This window comes from Spirosoma jeollabukense (genome assembly GCF_054777855.1).
The window spans coordinates 431,060-451,279 of sequence record NZ_BAAHAD010000003.1 but is presented as its reverse complement, the minus strand read 5'-3'; the positions used below and the strand labels follow the sequence as shown (position 1 = coordinate 451,279).

The 20,220-nt window shown below is 48.0% G+C and carries 19 protein-coding genes; 4 read left to right on the top strand and 15 right to left on the bottom strand.

Annotated features, from left to right (window positions below; translation table 11 throughout):
• The first annotated feature begins 17 nt into the window (after positions 1 to 17).
• Positions 18 to 605, top strand: coding sequence for a YcxB family protein (locus ACYVEA_RS15975; protein WP_461114443.1), 588 nt, complete (start codon positions 18 to 20; stop codon positions 603 to 605).
• Positions 606 to 694: 89 nt separating this feature from the next.
• On the opposite strand, the gene ACYVEA_RS15970 is transcribed toward ACYVEA_RS15975, so the two are convergent.
• Positions 695 to 1,102, bottom strand: a complete 408-nt coding sequence (locus ACYVEA_RS15970) for a Dabb family protein (RefSeq protein WP_461114442.1) — start codon at positions 1,100 to 1,102, stop codon at positions 695 to 697.
• 165 nt (positions 1,103 to 1,267) lie between these two features.
• Entirely contained in the window at positions 1,268 to 2,488 is a 1,221-nt protein-coding gene (locus tag ACYVEA_RS15965) for an NADP-dependent isocitrate dehydrogenase (protein WP_461114441.1), read from the bottom strand.
• A gap of 338 nt (positions 2,489 to 2,826) precedes the next feature.
• Here ACYVEA_RS15965 and ACYVEA_RS15960 point away from each other — a divergent pair, with 338 nt between their 5' ends.
• Positions 2,827 to 4,536: an amidohydrolase gene (locus ACYVEA_RS15960; RefSeq protein ID WP_461114440.1), complete on the top strand. Its 1,710-nt coding sequence runs from the start codon at positions 2,827 to 2,829 to the stop codon at positions 4,534 to 4,536.
• Positions 4,537 to 4,726: 190 nt separating this feature from the next.
• Here ACYVEA_RS15960 and ACYVEA_RS15955 read toward each other — a convergent pair whose 3' ends face one another.
• The 10 genes from ACYVEA_RS15955 to ACYVEA_RS15910 all read right to left on the bottom strand — a co-directional run bounded on the left by ACYVEA_RS15955 (position 4,727) and on the right by ACYVEA_RS15910 (position 16,161).
• Positions 4,727 to 5,569, bottom strand: coding sequence for an endonuclease/exonuclease/phosphatase family protein (locus ACYVEA_RS15955; RefSeq protein WP_461114439.1), 843 nt, complete (start codon positions 5,567 to 5,569; stop codon positions 4,727 to 4,729).
• 68 nt (positions 5,570 to 5,637) lie between these two features.
• Complete coding sequence (locus tag ACYVEA_RS15950; RefSeq protein ID WP_461114438.1) at positions 5,638 to 7,434, bottom strand: RagB/SusD family nutrient uptake outer membrane protein; 1,797 nt, start codon at positions 7,432 to 7,434, stop codon at positions 5,638 to 5,640.
• Between the two features lie 18 nt (positions 7,435 to 7,452).
• Positions 7,453 to 11,022, bottom strand: coding sequence for a TonB-dependent receptor (locus ACYVEA_RS15945; protein WP_461114437.1), 3,570 nt, complete (start codon positions 11,020 to 11,022; stop codon positions 7,453 to 7,455).
• 201 nt (positions 11,023 to 11,223) lie between these two features.
• A complete protein-coding gene (locus tag ACYVEA_RS15940; RefSeq protein WP_461114436.1) occupies positions 11,224 to 12,243 on the bottom strand; it encodes a FecR family protein in 1,020 nt (339 codons plus the stop codon).
• Between the two features lie 21 nt (positions 12,244 to 12,264).
• Positions 12,265 to 12,819: an RNA polymerase sigma-70 factor gene (locus ACYVEA_RS15935; protein WP_461114435.1), complete on the bottom strand. Its 555-nt coding sequence runs from the start codon at positions 12,817 to 12,819 to the stop codon at positions 12,265 to 12,267.
• 254 nt (positions 12,820 to 13,073) lie between these two features.
• Positions 13,074 to 13,334 carry a DUF167 domain-containing protein gene (locus tag ACYVEA_RS15930; protein WP_461114434.1) on the bottom strand — a complete coding sequence of 87 codons (261 nt, stop codon included), beginning with the start codon at positions 13,332 to 13,334 and terminating at the stop codon, positions 13,074 to 13,076.
• A gap of 3 nt (positions 13,335 to 13,337) precedes the next feature.
• A complete protein-coding gene (locus tag ACYVEA_RS15925) occupies positions 13,338 to 13,727 on the bottom strand; it encodes a tautomerase family protein (protein ID WP_461114433.1) in 390 nt (129 codons plus the stop codon).
• Positions 13,728 to 13,737: 10 nt separating this feature from the next.
• A complete protein-coding gene (locus ACYVEA_RS15920; protein ID WP_461114432.1) occupies positions 13,738 to 14,637 on the bottom strand; it encodes an SDR family oxidoreductase in 900 nt (299 codons plus the stop codon).
• 74 nt (positions 14,638 to 14,711) lie between these two features.
• A complete protein-coding gene (locus tag ACYVEA_RS15915) occupies positions 14,712 to 15,413 on the bottom strand; it encodes a peptidylprolyl isomerase (protein WP_461114431.1) in 702 nt (233 codons plus the stop codon).
• Positions 15,414 to 15,534: 121 nt separating this feature from the next.
• The gene (locus tag ACYVEA_RS15910) at positions 15,535 to 16,161 is read right to left on the bottom strand and encodes an ABC transporter ATP-binding protein (RefSeq protein WP_461114430.1); all 627 of its coding nucleotides are present in this window, start codon (positions 16,159 to 16,161) and stop codon (positions 15,535 to 15,537) included.
• A 160-nt stretch (positions 16,162 to 16,321) separates the two neighbouring features.
• Here ACYVEA_RS15910 and purN point away from each other — a divergent pair, with 160 nt between their 5' ends.
• Both purN and ACYVEA_RS15900 read left to right on the top strand, forming a co-directional pair.
• Positions 16,322 to 16,894, top strand: a complete 573-nt coding sequence (purN, locus tag ACYVEA_RS15905) for a phosphoribosylglycinamide formyltransferase (protein WP_461114429.1) — start codon at positions 16,322 to 16,324, stop codon at positions 16,892 to 16,894.
• Positions 16,891 to 17,286 carry a hypothetical protein gene (locus tag ACYVEA_RS15900; RefSeq protein WP_461114428.1) on the top strand — a complete coding sequence of 132 codons (396 nt, stop codon included), beginning with the start codon at positions 16,891 to 16,893 and terminating at the stop codon, positions 17,284 to 17,286. The genes purN and ACYVEA_RS15900 overlap by 4 nt, the downstream gene beginning before the upstream one ends.
• A gap of 70 nt (positions 17,287 to 17,356) precedes the next feature.
• Here the strand turns inward: ACYVEA_RS15900 and ACYVEA_RS15895 are convergent, their stop codons facing one another.
• From ACYVEA_RS15895 to ACYVEA_RS15885, 3 genes are all read right to left on the bottom strand, one after another.
• On the bottom strand, positions 17,357 to 17,587 hold the full coding sequence (locus ACYVEA_RS15895) for a DUF4834 domain-containing protein (RefSeq protein WP_093827874.1): 231 nt from the start codon (positions 17,585 to 17,587) through the stop codon (positions 17,357 to 17,359).
• Between the two features lie 118 nt (positions 17,588 to 17,705).
• Entirely contained in the window at positions 17,706 to 19,253 is a 1,548-nt protein-coding gene (locus tag ACYVEA_RS15890) for a M28 family peptidase (RefSeq protein ID WP_461114427.1), read from the bottom strand.
• Between the two features lie 69 nt (positions 19,254 to 19,322).
• A complete protein-coding gene (locus tag ACYVEA_RS15885) occupies positions 19,323 to 20,219 on the bottom strand; it encodes a LysR substrate-binding domain-containing protein (protein ID WP_461114426.1) in 897 nt (298 codons plus the stop codon).
• Position 20,220 lies beyond the last annotated feature (1 nt).

The following is a 20,220-nucleotide window of genomic DNA, read 5'->3' as shown; positions in this document are numbered from 1 at the left end:
TTCATGTAGAAGTAACTATGATTGTTAAGACCAAAAAATACGCGTTAGACCAAAAAACGTATATCAACATCGCCCTAAGGCAGTGGGTGAAAGACAACTGGAAATGGGCATTTGTGCCGTTGGCTCTGATTATTCTGAACGTCATTCTGAGCCTGACGAAAGTATATCCTAATTACTGGATTTACATCGTTATTGTGCTGCTCACGATTTTGTATGTTTTATTCTGGGCTGTACAGATTACGGGTATTGCCCAAATGGAGCAGAGCAAAGCCTTATTTCAGAAGTATGTGTATGAAATTGACAGCCGTCAGATTCTCATGCGGATTAACGCTAAAGAAGGCGGCATTCTGAAATGGAACCAGATTAACAGTGTCATCAAAGATAAAGATGCCTACATCTTATTTCTGGACAACGCCGAGGCCATGGCAAATGTAAAAGCCAGCTGGATCGCTAAGATTGTAACGAAAGGCTTGGCCAAAGCACAGTTTTTGTACCTACCGTTTAACATTTTCACCAGTGATAACGACCTGCGCTTCACGGATGCGCTGCTGAAACGCAAAGGGTTACTGCCAGGCAGCGTTCCAGCCGAGACTACGGTGAAATAGGACATGAATACGTAGCATAAAGCCTCCCATCGACAACGAATTTACTGTTATCGATGGGAGGCTTTAGTCAATTTATACCTTCCTGAAGCTTATTTAGCTTGATCCGTAAAATCCAGGACCGTCAAATCGGCTATCCATGGGCCAACAATCGTACCAAACTCTTTATGAGCAGGATGAGGCAAGTAAGCGTCACGATCTTTTTCGGAGTCGAATGTCAGCACAAACCCATGCGTCAAGCCGTGCGCGTGATTTTCAGGGCTATTATTTGTACCCCATTTTAAGTCCTTAATTTCTTTAATTTTTGATGGAAGCGCTTGAAAGGCATCCAAGATTTCCTTCAGCTTCGCGGGCGTTGTTTCGGGCTTGAACTTGAAAAGCACGATATGCTGTACGGTGGTAGCTTTCATCTTTTTTGTGGGAGGTTCGCTGTTAAAATTGTGGGCGTATGTCGTGACAGACAATAGCGTCAGAGCCACGAACGTAATAAGGTGTTTCATAAGACAGTAAGAGTTTTGGAGGTAAAGAAAATAAAAGTGCCGCCCTACTATGAGCGGCACTTTAGCTGAACCTGGATTATTTGATTTGACGGATTGACCTGATTCTTCAAGAGAAATCAATCAACAAAAAATCAACCCAATCCGTCAAATCAAATAAATCCAGGTTCAGGATAGTTTCGCTTTCAGATTTATATTCAGCGCTTCGAGGAACTCCTCGGTGTTAACGTACTGCTCACCAGCCGTCAGCTTCGTACCGACAGGATAAGCCGACAGCGCCAGGTCTTTTGTCATGATGCCGCTTTCTACGGTTTCTACACAAACCGCTTCCAACGCATTAGCGAAGTCGATCAGTTGCTGGTTGCCATCCAGTTTACCCCGGAAAGCCAAACCACGTGTCCAGGCGTAAATAGAGGCAATTGGGTTAGTACTAGTTTTATTTCCTTTCTGGTATTCGCGGTAGTGGCGCGTTACGGTGCCGTGAGCCGCTTCGGCTTCCATCGTCTGGCCATCGGGCGTAACGAGCACCGACGTCATCAGACCCAGTGAACCAAAGCCCTGCGCTACGGTGTCCGACTGCACGTCGCCGTCATAGTTTTTACAAGCCCAAACAAAGTTACCTTCCCATTTCAGGGCCGAGGCAACCATGTCGTCGATCAGACGGTGCTCATAATGAACGCCTTTTGCTTTGAATTCAGCGTCGTAAATTTCCTGAAAAATATCCTTGAAACGACCGTCGTATTTTTTCAGAATTGTGTTCTTAGTCGATAGATAGAGCGGCCAGCCTTTTTGCAGCGCCATGTTGAAACAAGCCTGAGCAAACCCACGAATCGACTCATCGACGTTATACATACCCATAGCCACACCCGGGCCCTGGAAATTGTACACCTCGTATTCCTGTACGGTTCCGTCTTCACCTTCGAATTTCATGGTCAGTTTACCTTTACCAGGCACCAGAAAATCCGTTGCACGATACTGATCACCAAAGGCGTGACGACCCACGATGATCGGCGCTTTCCAGTTAATCACCAAACGTGGTACGTTGCTCATCACAATCGGCTCGCGGAATACCGTTCCATCCAGAATATTGCGGATCGTGCCGTTCGGCGACTTCCACATCTGCTTAAGATTGAACTCTTTAACTCGGTCTTCGTCGGGCGTAATGGTGGCGCATTTGATACCAACACCGTATTGTTTAATAGCGTTGGCCGCATCAATCGTTACCTGGTCGTTGGTTTCGTCGCGGTACTCGATGCCAAGATCATAGTATTTAATGTCAACGTCAACGTAAGGCAGAATCAGCTTGTCTTTGATGAACTTCCAGATGATACGGGTCATTTCGTCGCCATCCAGTTCGACAACCGGATTTGCCACTTTAATTTTTTCCATTTGACTAAGGTATAAACGATTGAAAACGATACGAAAACTTGGCCGCAAAAGTAGTGAATATCGCCCAAATATGGGTACTTCTTCTTCGTCGGCGACTCCGATTCCACAACATAAGCGTGTTAACCAAAGTCCTTCTTTCTATGGACAACTCAGTAAGAATTGCAGAAGCCATTAATGCCTATATTGAAACTATGAAATCATAATCCTGCTGATCATTACCAACGGGAAGAGAGCCCAAAAGGGTGTTTTTTTCGGTACAAACAAATTATGCCACCGGTTTTAGCCGTATCTTTAGCAAGCAAATTACCCAATCATCCTTATAAAATTTGGCATTATCAATGAAAAACTGTACAAATCTACTAATAGCGCTCTTTATAGCGCCTGCCCTACTCTTTGGCCAGGCTAAAAAAGCGGCTAAGACTGGTTCAGATAAAATTGACAAGCTCAAGGCTGAAGCTGTTGCTGCCGTCGAAGCGAATGCGGTGCAGGCGCAGCAGATCAACGACATGCTTTTCAGCTTCGCTGAACTGGGGTTTCAGGAGGAAGAGTCATTTAAATACCTGACGACATTACTCGAAAAAGAAGGGTTTACGGTAAAGAAAGGCATTGCTGGAATTCCTACTGCCTGGATTGCTACCTGGGGGTCAGGCAAACCGCTTATTGCGGTCGGATCCGATATTGACTGCATTCCTAAAGCCAGCCAGAAACCCGGCGTGGCTTACAAAGATCCTATCGTTGAAGGGGCTCCCGGTCATGGCGAAGGGCATAACTCAGGCCAGGCACTCAATATTGTGGCCGTTTTAGCCGTGAAGAAACTGATGGAGCGGGAGAAGATTCCCGGTACATTGATGCTCTGGCCGGGCGTAGCCGAAGAGCTTGTAGGCACTAAAGCGTTCTACGTCCGGGATGGTTACTTTAAGGATGTGGACGCCTGTATTTTCACTCACGTAGGGAACAACCTTGGCGTTTCCTGGGGTGACAATGGCAATAATGGGCTGGTATCGGTACGATTCAACTTTGAAGGGCAGGCGGCTCACGCAGCAGGTGCGCCCTGGCGGGGACGTAGCGCGCTGGACGCGGTCGAGCTTATGAATATTGGCTGGAACTTTCGGCGTGAACACCTCGAACTCACCCAGCGCTCGCACTACGTCATTTCTGACGGGGGCGACCAGCCGAACGTAGTACCTTCCAAAGCTGCCGTCTGGTATTATTTCCGGGAGCGGACGTACCCAAAAATTAAAAAACTGTTTGAAACGGGGGTTAAAATAGCCGAAGGTGCCGCCTTAATGACGGACACCAAATTCACGTACGAGATTCTGGGATCGGCCTGGCCTGTGCACACCAACAAAGTGATGGCAGCCGCAGCCTATGACAATATCAAAAAGGTAGGTTTACCAACCTGGTCAGAAGAAGATCAGTTGCTGGCCAGAGCCTCTCAGATAGAGCTTCAGGCACCCAAAACTGAAGGCCTGGCAACGAAGCTGGATTCGATGGGCATGCCTACTTCGTCGGCACCTGTCGTGATGATGGGTGGCCAGGCCATGACGCCCATGGGCGGAGGCTCCGATGACATCGCCGACATCTCCTGGTCGCTGCCCACTATCGTGCTACGTTACCCCAGTAACATTCCAGGACTACCCGGTCACCACTGGGCCAATGCTATCTCCATGGCGACGCCCATCGCTCACAAAGGCGTTGTCTACGGCGCCAAAGCAGAAGCTATGACCTTGCTGGATTTGCTGCTCAAACCCGAACTCATTAAAGATGCCTGGGCGTATTACAAAGACGAGCAGACGAAAGACATCAAATATGAACCGTTGATTTCCCCCAAAGAGCAACCAGCCATCTATCTAAATAAGAAGATTATGGCTGAGTTTAAGCCCAAGTTGGAGAAGTTTTACTACGACCCATCCAAGTACAAAAACTACCTGGAGCAGTTGGGCATCAAATACCCAACCGTACGCGATGACCAGCGGGAAGCAGTGAAGAAAGTTGTTGAGAAAGAGAAGTCTTCAGCGTCAAAGGTATCTTCGTCGCGGTCTGAATAAGTTATTTTTTGTCATACTGACTGGTCCGCCGGTGCGGCAGGAAGCATCATAAGTTTTCTTAACAGGTTTGTTTGGACAGCTTGAGACGCTTCCTGCCGCACCGACGGACCGGTCAGCATGACAAACTCCTAATTCACAAAAAAAGCGATGAGACTCTCTCATCGCTTTTTTTATTCGTCTTCAGCTGTCATTATTTAAGAACTACTTTTACATCCACGGGCTGGTGATCAGATGGATAACGCTGCTCTTTGGCATCGGTCAAGACGCCGTATTTAAGTACATTGAACTGCTTGCTCACAAAGATGTAGTCGATACGTTTATCCATCGGCGCATCGAACTTGAAGCTGTTAAATGTTCCTTCGGGACCGTAGGGCGGAGTTGCCGTTACGTTGTGGGCGTCGCTCAGCAATGTCTGGATGGTTTGGATTTGCTCGGTTTCGGGGGTCGAATTAAAATCTCCCACCAGAATAACCGGCTCATTTTTCGCGATCTCTTTGATTTTTGCTACCATCAATTTCCCTGATTGCCGACGCGCTTCAACGCCCTGGTGATCGAAGTGAACACTGAAAAAGTAAAACTCTTTCTTTGTTTTCAGATCGTTAAACTTAGCCCAGGAACAGATTCGGTTGCAGCAGGTCGCATCCCAGCCTTTACCGGGTTTGTCGGGTGTTTCGCTCAACCAGAAATTGCCCGATTGAAGTGGTTTAAAGCGGTCTTTCCGGTAGAAAATCGCCGAATGTTCACCTGCTTCTTTGCCATCATCGCGACCAGCACCCAAAAAAGCGAATTCCGTTAATTCCGCTACGTCATTCAATTGATTTCTGAGTGCCTCCTGCGTTCCAAACAAGTCGAAGTCATGAAACCGGATCAGCGCCTTGACATTTTCCTTCCGATTCGGCCAGGCGTTGATGCCGTCGCCTTTATTGTCATAGCGAAGGTTATACGTAGCAACGGTTATCGGTTCGGTTTTTTGGGCAAATGTGACCTCGTTAATCAGCAAACTACCTAGCATTAGAAAAATCAATACGCGCATTTTAGTTGAGTTTAAACGTTAATGTTTTACGACCTATCTAAACCAATAAATCACAAAACAGACTCATTCTACCAGCCGGGGTTCTGGCCCAGCTTAGGATTTAACTGTATGTCATTGGTCGGAATGGGATAGAGGTAAAATTTATCATTCCATTTTCGGGGAATATTCGCCAGCCAGGTTAATTCGCCATACGTATCGTTTTTGAGTCGTTGGGGATTTACGACGCCGTTAACTGTTTCAGCGACGCTAACATAGGTAACGCCTGGTAATTGCGTAGCCGGTTTAACTTTATAGAACACGACATCGTTTTTGCCATCTTCATTCAAATCAAGCGGTTTGTCTAGGGCCGGCACATAGAAACCATTCCAAACCTGCTCCATCAGCGGACCGCGATTCCAGCGAATAATATCCGAAAAACGGAAGCCTTCCAGCACCAGCTCAATACCCCGCTCACGACGAACTTCCAGCAATACCGGATCTGAAATATCGGGGAAGTAATTCGTTTTCAGATACGTATCAACAACCGTCGGCTTGACAGACAAACCCGCTGTAATGCCCGCTCGTTTCCGTAAAGCACCGACTGTTTTGGCCCAATCGTCATTCGTCAAGGTACCAAGTTCGGCTTTGGCTTCGGCGTAATTCAGCAAGATTTCGGCATACCGCATGGTTGAAATGGAGTTGATATTGCGCGTTCCACCGTCGTAATACGTATCGTCCAGCGACCATTTGATGGGCATATAACCCGTATAGGTATAGGAGAAAACCGGCGGGGCAGCTTCGGTAGCCCCAGCGTTCGTACGGGTGTAGTTCCCCATCCGAATGGTTTGTTGCAGGCGCTTGTCACGGTTCTTCACTTCGTCCATGAAGGTCAGTGTCTGATAGCCTGCTTTGTCGGTAAAGGGCGTACCGTCGATGTTTAGATACGTGTTGACAAACGTTCTGATCAAGCTTACCCGTGATCCATACGTAGCACTGGTCCACCACCAGTTGGCGTCGTTGTAGACAGCTAACGTAGCGTCGGAAACGGCCGATAGCATAATCTCATTGGTAACGGGCGTTGTATTGATAAACAGTTGCCGATACGATTTGTCGGTGCCGCCCGTCTCGTTGAGGCTATAACCACCTTCGGTCATCACTTTACTGGCTGCGTTCACGGCTTCGGTCAGCCACTTATCGGCAGTACTGCCCAGATTATAGCTCGTTCGATATTTCCGAAATGTACCTTCGAACAAGCAAACCCGCGATTTAAAGCCGTAAGCCACCGATTTAGTAATTAAGCTACGTGTGTTGTCGGTTGTGGTACGTATGTTTTCCGTTGCATAGTTTAGATCGGCCAGCACCGAATCCATGACCATAGCCCGCGGGTCGCGCCCATTGAACAAATCCGGGTCCGTAACGCTCATTGCTTTGCCAATCCAGGGCACATCACCAAATCGTTTCACCTTATCGAAGTAAAACCAGGCTCTGAAAAACTTGGCCAGACCAATATAATGCCGACGCGTTTCGACCGGAATGACGGGGTTTGTGCAGTTAGCAATGAAATAATTGATGTTTCGCAGCGCTTTCCAATCCCAGCCATTACTTTGTTGAGGTCCATACGCACCATCCCGCAAAAAGTCGGGAATTTGCGTTCTTACCGAAAAGTCGGCCATCTCGTCGCTCCGGATAATATCGTTGCCCGTGGGTAAAACACCGATACCGTTATTAGCCGGCGTATCGTAAAATGAGTTGGTGTATAAATCCAGCCCCCCAACGCTGCCAAATACGGCATCCTTCGACGCCGTTGATTGAGGAATTTGCTCCAGATCGCTGCAGCCAACCAGAAAAAGGCCAATCAGGAGGAGCCAGCTATATTTTGTGTTCATGATCGTTCTGTTTTCAGGTTAAAAAGTGGCAGATAGGCCCATCGTGAAACTTTTCAGAATTGGGTAATTATTCCCGTTTCCGCTACTGCCATTATTCGGATCGGGGCTGGTGCTGGATGGCGGATTCAACACCGTGTCGGAGCGACCAATATTTTCAATGTCCAAATCCCTTGTGATTTTGTAGAGTGGAGACCAGCTCAACAGGTTTTCGCCCGATACAAATACACGAGCGCTGTTCATGCCCACTTTCCGGATTAAGGTTTTAGGCAAGTTGTAGCCAATTTGAATGTTCTTCATCCGAAGATAGGCCGCGTTCTGAAGGTATTTCGTTTGTGGCTGAGCCAGTTCACCAGCGCTGTTCTGCGCTACGTACCCGCGGTAGCGAGGCAGGTAAGCATCCGGATTGCTTTCCGACCAGATATTTCCCAACTGCCACTCCGGCAGCTTGTTATACGGGCGGTTATACTGTCCCCAGAAAATTCCCGCTTCCGAACCCGGCCACCAATCCTGCTTGGCTACCCCCTGAAAGAAAGCCGAGAAGAAGAAATTGTTGTAGTCAGCTCCCAGCATAACGCCATATGTATAGCGGGGCGTAGAGTTCCCGATAATCCGCCGGTCGCCGGGATTACCCACCGTGTTATCGCCATAACTGATAACGCCGTCGCCATTAAGGTCTCTGAACTTAATATCGCCCGGCAACAACTGGCCCGTATTAGATGCTTTAAACAAATTCTGTTTAGGCGACTTGGCAATGTCATCGGTAGAGGTGAAATAGCCAGCCGTTTCGTATCCCCAGATTTCGCCCAGCTTTTGTCCAACGTAATACGTTGAGTTGTCCGTCGTTAAGCGCTTGGTTGGGTTGTTGTAGCTATCGATAGTCGCCTGGTAATCAGACATAGTAAAGCGAACTTCATAATTAAAGGGCTTACTGGATATGTTGAATTTATCCCGCCAGGTCACAACGGCCTCCCACCCTTTTGTCGTCAGGTCAGCATAGTTACCCTTAGGCACATCCGTCCCGAAAACGGCGGGAAGTGTCATACCCGTTGTGAACATGCCTTTTGTGGTACGTATGTACGCATCTCCCGTGAACGTCAGCCGGTTGTTCAGCATACCGAGATCGATGCCAAGATCCGACGTAGTGGATGTTTCCCAGGTAAGGCCATCGGGAATAACTGTCGGCTGACTGGTTTTCTGCGGTTTAACACCATTTTCCACCCGGTTCAACTGCGAAATACCGAATTGCTCCTGAAACGCATAGGATGCAATACTACCATTACCCAATGAACCATAGGAACCTCTGATTTTCAGATCCGTAATAACTTTGGGGGATACTTTCCAGAATGGCTCGTTCGAGACGCGCCAACCGGCTGAAACGGAGGGGAAGAACGCATACCGTTGATCGGAAGGGAACTTCGACGATCCATCATAACGACCGTTGAGTTCGAGCAGGTAACGATCTTTGAATGAGTAGTTTAAGCGATAAAACCCACCGACAATGGCCCACTTCTCCGAACCGCCACTCGTCGTTATCGATTGGCCCAGTGCCAGGTTAAGGTCCTGCGCGTTTTCGTAAATCAGGCCATTTCGAACGACTTCTAACCGTCGGTAATTCGACTGTTCGTAGTTATACCCGGCCAGTACTTTAACGTAGTGGTTCGGACTAAACCGAGGCTCATATTCCGCATAGATGTTGGTGGCGGTATAAAGCGTTTGCCGGTACAGATTCTGTAGGTCATTGTAGTTCGTGCCAACGTATTCGATAACGCCCGGTTTGCGACTATAAGGCACCGGCACGCGCGTACGGGATTCGTTGTTATCAGTCGTTTGAAAGGTAAAATTGCCTTTGATACGCAGTTTGTCGTCGAAGAAATTAGTCGCAAAATCGGCCGTGTTCCGGAACACCCGCCGATCCATATTAATGCCGTTTTTGCCATACCAGAAATCACCTACCGTATAAGCTGCTGAATACGTGAGTGTTCCATCGGGGTTGAACATCGGCGCAACTGTATGGCCTTCATCCGAAATGTTCCGCCAGATGCTGCCGCCCTCGCCAACGTTCAGTGGATTATGGTATTTCATGGACGAGAAATCGGCATTGTTCGACACTTTCAACCACGGATAAAGCTGGATGGAGCCTTTGGCGCGCAGACTCAGGAGTTTGTAATCATCAGAATTGTACTTGAAAATGCCGTCCTGTGTATAATAACGGCCCGTTACGTAAAAGTCAGCTTTGCCGCTGCTCCCCGACAAAGAGAGATTGTGCTCGGTAGCGCTCGTGCTCTTTTTGTAGAGTTCGCTGTACCAGTCCGTATTTTCGTAATAAACATACTCACCCGTGGTTGGATCAACGACCGTTTTTGGCAACGAGGGGTCGTTATTCCGGCGCTCCAGTTCCGTCAAGTAGGCAGGTGAGAATTTCACCGTTTTATTGATGTTCTGGGGTGTCTGCGCGTAATCGTTCCAGGCCGACCACCCTTCGTTAAAATTCTTGGCAAACAGGTAGCCGTTCGTTACGTACTTGGGAACCGTTGTAGGACTTTTAATCGAATGATTGACCGAATACGTAATGCTTGTACGGTCTTTCGTCGGACTTTTCGTTGTGATCAACACTACCCCGAAAGCCCCTCTGGCACCGTAAATAGCCGCCGAAGCCGCATCTTTCAGGACTGATACCGTTGCCACGTCATTCGGATTCAGACGGCTCGGATCACCTTCAACCCCATCAATGAGCACCAACGCGCTCCCACCCTGACCAATGGACGTAGTACCGCGAATATTGTAGGTAGGTGATTGCGTTGGCTTACCATCGCCCATCACTAAATTCAGGTTCGGAATAGTACCCTGCAGACCCTGGCTTAGGTTCGGCAAGGAACGATTGTCGAGTACTTCGCTGGTCACCTGATCGACGGCACCGGTTAGGTTAACCTTCTTCTGCGTTCCGTATCCCACCACAATCACCTCTTCCAGCGATTTGGAGTCCGTTTTCAGCGTTACGCTGAAAACGGACTGATTACCAACCAAAACTTCCTGCGACAAATACCCCACAAACGAGAAAATCAATGTAGCAGACCCGTTCGGAACCGTAATTCGGTACTGGCCCTTGGCATCAGTGGTTGTACCGCGCTGCGTGCCTTTTACGACCACACTCACGCCCGGCAGAACTTCCCCTTTTTCATCGCTAATAGTACCCGAAACAGTCTGATCGGCATTAGCCATAGTGGGCAACGTTACCGTATTGATCGACGGCAAAAACGAGGTTTCGAGTGTTTTCTTACGTAGCAAAATCCGGGAGCCTACCACCTCATACGAAACCTTGAGTGGTGTTAGCAGATCGTCCAGCACTTTCGACAGTTTCCCATTCGATACGTTGACTGACATTTTTTGTTCGGCCCGAATGCTGTTGGCGCTGTAGACAAACTTGATATCAGCCTGCTTTTCGAGTCGATTCAGTATTTTCCACACTTCGGCGGATTCCATTTTCAGCGAAATTTCTTTGTTAAGAATTTCCTGAGCATGGGTGTCACGGGCGAAAGACAGGCCACAGAAGATAGCAGCTACAACTAACTGCACAATCGTTGTCTTCATGGCGTAAAACATACCCTTTTTTAAGTGTATACTTCCCATCATAATCATAAAGGTTTCATAAAAAGAAAGAGTAGAACTTGGCATTTAGATGACCATTAACTGGCCTGTTAGCGCTCAGAGGCAGTTTTTCGTTGATGCCGCAAAAGTAGGGGTAGCCATATTACCGGACTGTTAAGTGTGCGCTTGGCATATTAAGATATTTTAATCTGGACATCCTTCGCCCGTAATAAAGAGCGTAGTTCCCCGCCTTTCGTAGCGAGCGTTCACCGATTTACAGACCAAATCGAGTTGGACATACAGTGGTAAATCGTTTAGGTCGCCGTTAAAAACACAGCGGCTTAGCGACGGACTTTCGACAACAAACTCAATGCCGTAAGCTTTTCGTAACGTAGTAAGTACCTGATCAAGTGGGGCTCGGTCGAACACAAAACTCGTTCGGATTTCGGGAGGCTGAACCAGACTGGGCGTCTCGACAAGGCTGGGAATAAGTTTCTGCGATGCTTTGTCGAACGTGATTTTCTGATTGGGGATCAGGATAACACCGTTACGTCCCTGAGACGCTTTTTCCGAAGCCTCATAAACCGATACGCGTCCTCTGCTGACCAGCACTTCGATAGTTTTGGCAGCCTCGTATGATTTTACCGTAAAACTGGTTCCCAATACCTGCGTTACCAGATTACCCGTATGCACTATGAACGGCCGGGCCGGATCTTTTTTGACGTCGAAAAAGGCTTCTCCCTGTAAATAAACCTGCCGCGTTTTCTCGCCAAAATGTTCAGGATAGCTGAGGGTGCTCTGGGCTTTCAAGACAATATAACTTCCATCTTTCAGAGGAATTTTCTGTGGCTTTTGGGATGTATTTTTGACGTTGATCGTCCCTTTTAGCTCTTCTCGCCTGCTGGCGACGGCCAGTTCACTGCGTTTCGCGGCTTGCTGCTTCCAGATGAACAGGCCACTTATGATGACCAATAGAATCGAGGCCGCCACCGCACTAATTCGAAGCCACCCATAGCGAATAATGACTGACTGCTGACTCAGTGTGTCCCGGTGAATGCTGGTCCAGATTCGTTTTTGAATCGCTTGCTGCTCAGGTTGACTAAGGCTAAGATTACTTTGCGCCAGTTTATTATCCGCCCATTCACGAATGAGCGTTTCTTCTTCCGGGCTGCTCTGGCCAGCCAGGTATTTTTCCATTAATTTATCGAAATCGTACTGGTTCATGCGATTGTGAGTTTGCTCGAATCAGTTATCCGAATGATAGACTTTGAGTTGCTGCTGCAGGACGCGGAGGGACTTTGTGATGTGGTATTCAACGGCTTTCTCGGACAGACTGAGTTGGCGGGCAATATCTTTCACGGGCTTATTTTCGAAGCGGCTTAGTGTAAATACCTCGCAGGTTTTCTCCGGTAGTTTCTTCATGACTTCCTCGACCGCTTTCGACAAATCGGAGAAATTGACGGTTTCATCAGTTGAGTCCGACTGATGCAATTCATGAAGAATCAAGTATTCCTGGTAGCGACGATGGGTAATTTTAGACTTTATATAATTGGTTACCAGATGCTTGATTGACACAACCAGGTACGAGCTAAGATGCCGGATTATGGCCTGATGACGCTTATTCCAAAGGCTCTCGAATAAATCATGCACCAGTTCTTCGGCATCTTCACGACTGCCCGTTTCGTGGTAGGCTACACAAAGTAATTTGTACCAATAGCGATTGTATATCTCCTCAAAGGCTTTCTGACTATCCTCTTTAAGAAAACAGACCAGATCCTCATCGGTAGTTCGTGCGTTCATTGAGCAGAGAGCTAGAATTTAGGTATAGTCAAGTATCACTAATAAATCCCTAAATAATTTTTAATATTCTACGATAAATACAATATTTAACAAAACAATATGATTGTTTTAATCTACTGACTACCTGATTGGTGGATTGAGTTGGTTAGAGTTGCCGGCAACTGAAAATATAAAAACAAAAAAAAGAGTCAGTCCAAAATCAGGACTGACTCTTTTTATAAGGGATTTGTATCGCGACACCAGCGTACAGGCATCTAACGTAGCCTTTCCAAAATCAATAATATAGCTCTTTCATCGGCGGTAATATCAATTCGCTTATAGGGATTCGTAAACCCCGCGACAATCGTTACGCTCGACTTGGCAATACCAAATTGTCCGGCCAGAAACTCAACCAGATAAGCATTGGCTTTACCGTCCTGCGCTGGTGCTTTGATTTTTGCGTTTAGCTGTCCGGCAGCATCGTAGAACAACTGATCCACTTTACTACCGGGCTTAGCTTTCAGATGAAGCGTCACAGTTTAGACATTGATTTTATAACTCAGCTTTATTTCGTCGCCCGTCATGCCGCGAAAACCCCAGTTATGAAGTGGACTTTCCTGAATGCAGATTTCGAGGTCAGTATTAGCAAGATTAAGCTGAGTACAGATACGTTCATACAGCAGGTGAATCAGGCGTTTTTTTGTCTCAACGCTACGTCCTTCCATCATCATAAACTCCAGAATAACGTAGCGTTCCGAGGCCGTAGCGGGCATGAAGAAATCGGCCTTCTCCAGATGAAAAAAACGATGTGCCCGCTTGTCGGCCGGAAATTGCAAGGCATCTACTACACACGAGTGAATCACATCAGACAGTTGATCCCGAATGGGCAACAGATGCTCTCGCACGCCATAAATTTTCACTTGGCTCATAGCCGCTACGTTATTTCAACTGATCAGCCAATATGGCAATACCCTCTTCAAACGAATGCGGATCATAACCCAATACGGACTTCGATTTATCTAAAATGAAGCCGGTACGCGGTGGACGACGGGCTACCTGCGTAAACGTAGATGAATCAGCCTGCGCAATCAGGGATTTATCGAGCCCAAAATAATCGGCGGTTTTGATAGCCATCTCGTAAGGCGTCAGCACTTCTTTCCCTGAAATATTGAAAATGCCTTCCGCTTCTTTATCGGCAATCAGGTAGCAGCCCATGGCCAGATCTTCAGCCAGTGTTGGGCTACGCCATTGATCGGTTACGACCTTGATATTTTTACCATCTTCGAGCGACTTTTTGACCCACAAAATGATGTTGCTACGGCTCATATCATGCGCAATACCATATACAAGCACCGTCCGGGCAATAGCCCAACGTATATCTGAGTGAATAACCGCCGATTCGCCAGCCTGCTTACTCCAGCCATAAAAACTGATCGGATTGGCTTCGGCGGTTTCGTCATAAGGACCAGCCGCCCCGTCGAAAATAAAGTCAGTCGATACGTGCAGTAGGAAAGCGTTCGTAGCCCGGCACGCGTCGATGATGTATTCGACAGCGTGAACGTTTTGTGCCCAGCAGGCGTCTTTCTGTGTTTCACACTTATCCACATCGGTCATGGCCGCACCGTGGATGACCACGTTAGGTTGTACCTCTTTAATCACCTCCAGCACCTGCTGACGGTCAGTAATGTCCATCGACCGATACGTATACCCTTCCGAAAACGGCAGACGGTTATCGCCACGGGCTGTAGCAATTAATTCGACGTCGGGCTGCTTGGTAAGCAATCCAACTAATTTCTGACCTAGCAGCCCATTGGCGCCGGTAATAAGAATGCGTTTCATAAAAGTCGATAGTCATTGGTCGATAGTTATTAGCCGGCGGGGAATGTTATCGACTAACAACTATTGACTGTTGACTAAAATTTATATCCGTACTGTTTTGTAATCTTCTTTTTTTTCACCCAATCGCCAGTCATCGTCATGCGGACGTCTTTTATCGGACGATCCATCTCATTACGAGGTTGTTTGGCAACGCTATCTATAATTGCCAACCCATCAATAACTTCACCAAAGACCGTGTAATTGCCATCCAGATGGGGCGAGCCTCCCAGCGTTTGGTACACCTTTTTCTGCTCATCGGTTGGCATGCGTCCTTTCATGCTTTCGAGACGCTGGAGTTGTTTCTGAAAACCCTCATTGTCCCAAACGCGCCCCTGCACAATGTAAAACTGATTGGGGCTCGATGCTTTCTCGGGGTTGTTGTCGCGGGCAGCTGCCAATGCCCCTTTCTTATGGAAAAGCGTTGGCACAAACTCAGCCGGAATCCGTTCGCCGACGCTTCCATTTCCCAGTGGCTGATCTTCCTGCGCTTTACGTGAGTTTGGGTCGCCCCCCTGAATCATAAAGAGTGGAATAATTCGATGAAACAGTAGACTATCGTAAAATTTCTGATTAACGAGTTTGATGAAATTCTCCTTGTGCTTCGGCGTCTGATCGTACAGCACGAGTTTCATAGGACCGAACTGCGTAGTTAAGGTAACGAGGTAATCCTTTTTCTTCCGATTCTGCGCGAAGAGAAGCGTTGGAACCAATAGGAATATGAGTAAGAGTTTGTTCATTTTTTGTCATGCTGGAACGCCAGCCCGGTAACGAAGGAAGCATCTTCAGTGGCTAGGGTAAACTGCTGTCAACGAAGATGCTTCCTTCGTTACCGGGCTGGCGTTCCAGCATGACAAAAATTTACAAAGCAACCCGATTTTGAATGACGTCTTTTAGCCGCTGATCATGCGTAACCACAATCAGACTGGCCCCAATTTGCTCAGATTGTTCGCGCAGCAACGTAACAACGCGGCCCGTATTCTCATCGTCAAGACTGGACGTTGGCTCATCGGCCAGAATAACATCGGGCTGGTTCATAACGGCCCGGGCGATACTGACGCGCTGCTGTTCACCCTGGCTGAGTTGATGCGTTTTTTTTCCTAACTGCTCACTAAAGCCAAGTTGTGCGGCTAATTCACGAGCCCGATTTTTATCCTGTGGCTTGTTGGCTAAGTAATTTGACAGCAATAAGTTATCCAGCACTGACAGCGCACTGACAAAGTGCGGTTTTTGATACACAATACCCAGGTGCTTGGCCCGGAAGGCAGCGGTTTCAGCCGCACTTAGTTGCGTCAGGTCAGTCTGACCAATCACGACGGAGCCACTTTTAGGACGTAGCAGTAAGGCCAGTAAATGCAGAAAAGTAGTTTTCCCGGTTCCGGATCGGCCCAGAATCAGGAGAGATTCCCGATTAGCACAGTGTACATCTGGAAACGAAAACTGTTTCGAAGGGCCGTATTCAAACGTGAGTTGCTTAGTTGCCAGCATTGGATTTGGGCGAGTACGCACAAAAATAGCCAAAAGTTGTAATTTTGAGCAGGTTAGTCGATAGTCGTTAGTCAATAGTTACAGTACGTTCTTGTCGTCTCTCATATAACTTGCCTCCAACGACTCATTACGATCGCCTAACGACTGACTTCTAGCGCCTGTGAAACGTATTGCCTTATTTGCCTCTGGTTCTGGCTCGAACGCCGAGAAAATTGCTGAGTACTTTGTTAATAATACCGAGGTCGAAATCTCGCTGATCGTCTCTAATAATCCGAAAGCAGGCGTTATCGATCGGGCGAGACGATTGCACATTCCTGTCCTGCTTTTCGACCGGACAACGTTTTATGATACCAGCCGAATCACACAACTACTCGCTGGTCAGGCTATCGATTTAATCGTGCTTGCGGGCTTTATGTGGTTGATGCCGACGGAATTAGTGCAGGCTTTTTCGAATAAAATTATTAATATTCACCCAGCGTTATTACCGAAGTTTGGTGGCAAAGGGATGTATGGCCATTTTGTGCACGAAGCCGTTGTAGCGGCTGGCGAAACCGAATCAGGCATCACGATTCACTACGTGAACGAACGCTACGACGAAGGCCAGATTATTTTCCAGGCCAATTGCCCCGTGCTACCAACTGATACGCCCGACGACGTGGCACACAAGGTTCAGATTTTAGAGCATCTGCATTACCCGAGAATAGTGGCCGACGTTTTAGCTAAGCAGTCATGAAAAAAATAGCCGTATTGTTCTTAATGGTTGTGTCGATATCGGGCTGCTTCAGTCCCGTCGTTTACCTACAGAATAAGGGACATTATCCGGTCGATGTCTTTTATGATACCCAGCGACCCGATCGGCCATTTGATCCACTACAGGACCTGGAAGTGAAAGGCGAAGTTCCGTTGACGAGTCGTCAATCGGGAAACGAACGGATGTTGAGCCGGGGTAACGATGCACAGCAGAAAGAACTGATGCTTTCCCGGCTGACTTTACAAGCCAAGAAACTTGGCGCCGATGCACTGGTTTCGGTTCGCTATACGTACTACACGTCCGTGACCGACAATGGCTACGTAATGACGGGTGTCGCCGTGAAGTACAAGCAGGAACACGAGGCACGTCAATAAGTTTTATACATAAAATCCCGGCCAAACGTAGTGTTCGTTTGGCCAGGATTTTATGTGTATATAAAGTCAATTATTTAACTTCTTCGTAGTCAACGTAATCTCCACCTTTAAAACGAGATCCGTCGTTAGCAGGGCGCGCGTCCACACGCACTTCTCCCTCCCGACTTCTTCCAGAAACATTGTTAGCCTGTTTTTGCTGCTTCACTAATTGCCGACCAACCAGCAGATAAAACACAAACCGACGTACTGGCGGCACAAAAAGAATAATCAGGGTGATGATGAACAGATATTTGAACAGCATAGCAGAGTATCGTTGATGCTAAATAAACGTTGGGTTAGCCTGTTTAGTTTTCCAAGTTGGCAAACGGTTCTTACAGCAGGTAACCGGCTTATATAAAGGGATATTCGTTAAAACTCTACTACTGGCCATACAACGCTTTACCGGCGGCTTCGTATTTATCACCCACCGACCACTGCGGGCGCGTCTGGCGATTGGCAATCAAGCGGGCTGTATGCGCATAAGCCTGACAGTAGCGCAGAACGTAGTTAAAATTGAGTGATTCAGGATTATCAATGGCCTGATGGTAGTACTTGGCTATTTCCTGATCAAACGATTTAAAACCGGGAGAAAAGTCCGGAGCTGGAACGCCTTTGATCGCAAAATTTACGTTATCCGATCGATCAAATAAACCTTGCTCAGGAGCAGGTTCGGCAAATACACCCAATCCAAAAGCCTTTGCCCCCGCTTCAATTTCGGCCTTTGCGCCCGTGCGCTCAAGACCGATAACCGACACAATCGTTGTATCACTATAACCCGCTCCATCCGTATCCAGATCAAAAATCGTTTGCTTTAAGGGCACTAGGGGATGTTCGGCATAGTATTTACTGCCCAGTAAGCCAATCTCTTCACCCGTAAAAGCCAGCACTAGTACCGACCGGCTGGGCCGCTGTTGAGACAAGGCTTTGGCGGCTTCCAGAAGGGCGGTTACACCCATTGCATTGTCACGTGCCCCGTTGAAAATACTGTCTGACGGCTGATAGTCAGCGCCACCTTGTTTCCCCACGCCCACATGGTCAAAGTGAGCGGATAGTACTACGTATTCATCTTTCAACTTGGGGTCACTCCCCTCAATAATTCCTGCTACGTTGGCCGAAGGAGCAGCCGCTACTGGCCTGCCCGATGTCCGGAATGTTATGGTTTGACCTGCTTCCTTAAGTTGTTTGTACTGATTGTTTGCATTGTTAATCCACGCGTGCGCGATTGATGGCGTAGTAGCACCTCCTCCCGTTGGCAGGCTAACCTGTTCGCGGCTAAAATACTGATTCACAAAACCCCATGGAATAGATTCGCTGTAGAGTTCAATAAGGGCAGCCGCTCCTTTTTCGGTAGCCAGTTTACGTTTGGCGGCTGACGCACTGAAAATTTCGCGTGGCCCTTTGGCATCCGGTGATCCACCCTGCGCCACCAAAATACGGCCTTTCACATCACGGCCTTTATAGCCATCCTCGCCGTCAGTCAGTCCGTAGCCTACATAGATGACCTCACCCGATACATCAGTTGGTTTACCCGCCATCACCACCAGCTCTTTGCCGAGCTTAAGCGTGTCTTTTCCCAACATTATTATGGCAGACGTAGCGGCACCGACTTTTTCAAAATTGATCCGTTGGAAATAATCACCCTGATCAGCCGCTGGTTTGAGGCCCAATTGCCGAAACTGCTCAGCAATGTAACGAGCGGCTGCCCAGTTGCCTTTCTCGCCGGTCCGACGCCCTTCCAATTCATCGGAAGCCAGAAAGCGTACATGTGCTTCAACTTCGGCACGGGTAAATGAAAATTCAGGAAGTTTTGAATTTAAGGATGTGCTTTTGAGACCTGGAGTGGCTTTGGCGGGCCGGGTTTGCCCCTGTAATGAAAAAGCTGTCAGTGTCAGCCCTACCGCTAGAGTCAATGAAGCAGAAATTTGCATGATGATTGAATTTACAGGCAAAAGTACGAAAGCTAAACCCATGTCCCTATGCCTTCATCTCTCTGCTGCTCACCCACGCTTGTAATGCTGCCGGGCGAAGCGCATGAACGTATCAGCAAGTCCTTCGCTAACGCCCTGCAGCTGAATGGAATACAAATCTCGTTGAATGGAAAGCCCCTGCACGTCAAGAATTTTAAGTGTTCCCGCCTGTAGTTCGTGTTGAACGGCAAAAACCGATATAAAGGCCATACACCGCGAGTTGCTGAGGTAAGACTTGATACTTTCGGTACTGCCCAACTGCATTTCAACTGTCAGGTCAGTGAGTCGTAAGCCTACACCCCGAAGGGCGTGTTCAATCACTTCCAGCGAGCCGGAACCGCGTTCCCGCAGCAAAATAGGCACGGTACGTAGTTCGTCCAGTGTAATTTCATCACGGTCGGCAAACGGATGGTCTGCCCGGCAGATAAGCACGAGTTCGTCTTTCACGAAAGGCGTATAGCGGATATCGCTGTGATGTGTTCGACCTTCCACCAAACCCAGATCAATATCGTTGTTAAGCAATTGTTGCTCAATCTGTTCGGTGTTGCCGCTGAACAGGGAAATCGAAACATCAGCCGACTGCTCATGAAATCGGGCCAGCACGGGTGGAATTACATATTGCGCTACCGTTGTGCTGGCTCCCACCCGAAGCGCTCCCCCAGCCTGCCCTTTGAGCGCGTTCATATCAAACTCCAGCTGGCGATACGTGGCCATGATGGTTTCGGCATGACGAAGCAATACGTTCCCGGCGACCGTCAGACTAATCTGATTGCCTCGTCGGTCGAAGAGCGCCGTGCCAAAATGATGTTCGAGTTCCTGAATATGCTTGGTTACAGCAGGCTGCGTTACATACAGTTCAGCCGCAGCTTTGGTAAAGCTGAGCCGTTTGGCAACGGTGTAGAATACATTCAGACGAAAATCGAGCATG

Excerpts from the sequence above, each read along its gene's own strand:
- ACYVEA_RS15915 (WP_461114431.1), bottom strand. The coding sequence starts at position 15,413 with ATGAACAAACTCTTACTCATATTCCTATTGGTTCCAACGCTTCTCTTC.
- ACYVEA_RS15965 (WP_461114441.1), bottom strand. The coding sequence starts at position 2,488 with ATGGAAAAAATTAAAGTGGCAAATCCGGTTGTCGAACTGGATGGCGAC.
- ACYVEA_RS15945 (WP_461114437.1), bottom strand. The coding sequence starts at position 11,022 with ATGAAGACAACGATTGTGCAGTTAGTTGTAGCTGCTATCTTCTGTGGC.
- ACYVEA_RS15895 (WP_093827874.1), bottom strand. The coding sequence starts at position 17,587 with ATGCTGTTCAAATATCTGTTCATCATCACCCTGATTATTCTTTTTGTG.
- ACYVEA_RS15890 (WP_461114427.1), bottom strand. The coding sequence starts at position 19,253 with ATGCAAATTTCTGCTTCATTGACTCTAGCGGTAGGGCTGACACTGACA.
- ACYVEA_RS15975 (WP_461114443.1), top strand. The coding sequence starts at position 18 with ATGATTGTTAAGACCAAAAAATACGCGTTAGACCAAAAAACGTATATC.
- ACYVEA_RS15960 (WP_461114440.1), top strand. The coding sequence starts at position 2,827 with ATGAAAAACTGTACAAATCTACTAATAGCGCTCTTTATAGCGCCTGCC.
- ACYVEA_RS15885 (WP_461114426.1), bottom strand. The coding sequence starts at position 20,219 with ATGCTCGATTTTCGTCTGAATGTATTCTACACCGTTGCCAAACGGCTC.
- ACYVEA_RS15970 (WP_461114442.1), bottom strand. The coding sequence starts at position 1,102 with ATGAAACACCTTATTACGTTCGTGGCTCTGACGCTATTGTCTGTCACG.
- ACYVEA_RS15910 (WP_461114430.1), bottom strand. The coding sequence starts at position 16,161 with ATGCTGGCAACTAAGCAACTCACGTTTGAATACGGCCCTTCGAAACAG.
- ACYVEA_RS15920 (WP_461114432.1), bottom strand. The coding sequence starts at position 14,637 with ATGAAACGCATTCTTATTACCGGCGCCAATGGGCTGCTAGGTCAGAAA.
- ACYVEA_RS15925 (WP_461114433.1), bottom strand. The coding sequence starts at position 13,727 with ATGAGCCAAGTGAAAATTTATGGCGTGCGAGAGCATCTGTTGCCCATT.
- ACYVEA_RS15940 (WP_461114436.1), bottom strand. The coding sequence starts at position 12,243 with ATGAACCAGTACGATTTCGATAAATTAATGGAAAAATACCTGGCTGGC.
- ACYVEA_RS15935 (WP_461114435.1), bottom strand. The coding sequence starts at position 12,819 with ATGAACGCACGAACTACCGATGAGGATCTGGTCTGTTTTCTTAAAGAG.
- ACYVEA_RS15950 (WP_461114438.1), bottom strand. The coding sequence starts at position 7,434 with ATGAACACAAAATATAGCTGGCTCCTCCTGATTGGCCTTTTTCTGGTT.
- ACYVEA_RS15955 (WP_461114439.1), bottom strand. The coding sequence starts at position 5,569 with ATGCGCGTATTGATTTTTCTAATGCTAGGTAGTTTGCTGATTAACGAG.
- ACYVEA_RS15900 (WP_461114428.1), top strand. The coding sequence starts at position 16,891 with ATGAAAAAAATAGCCGTATTGTTCTTAATGGTTGTGTCGATATCGGGC.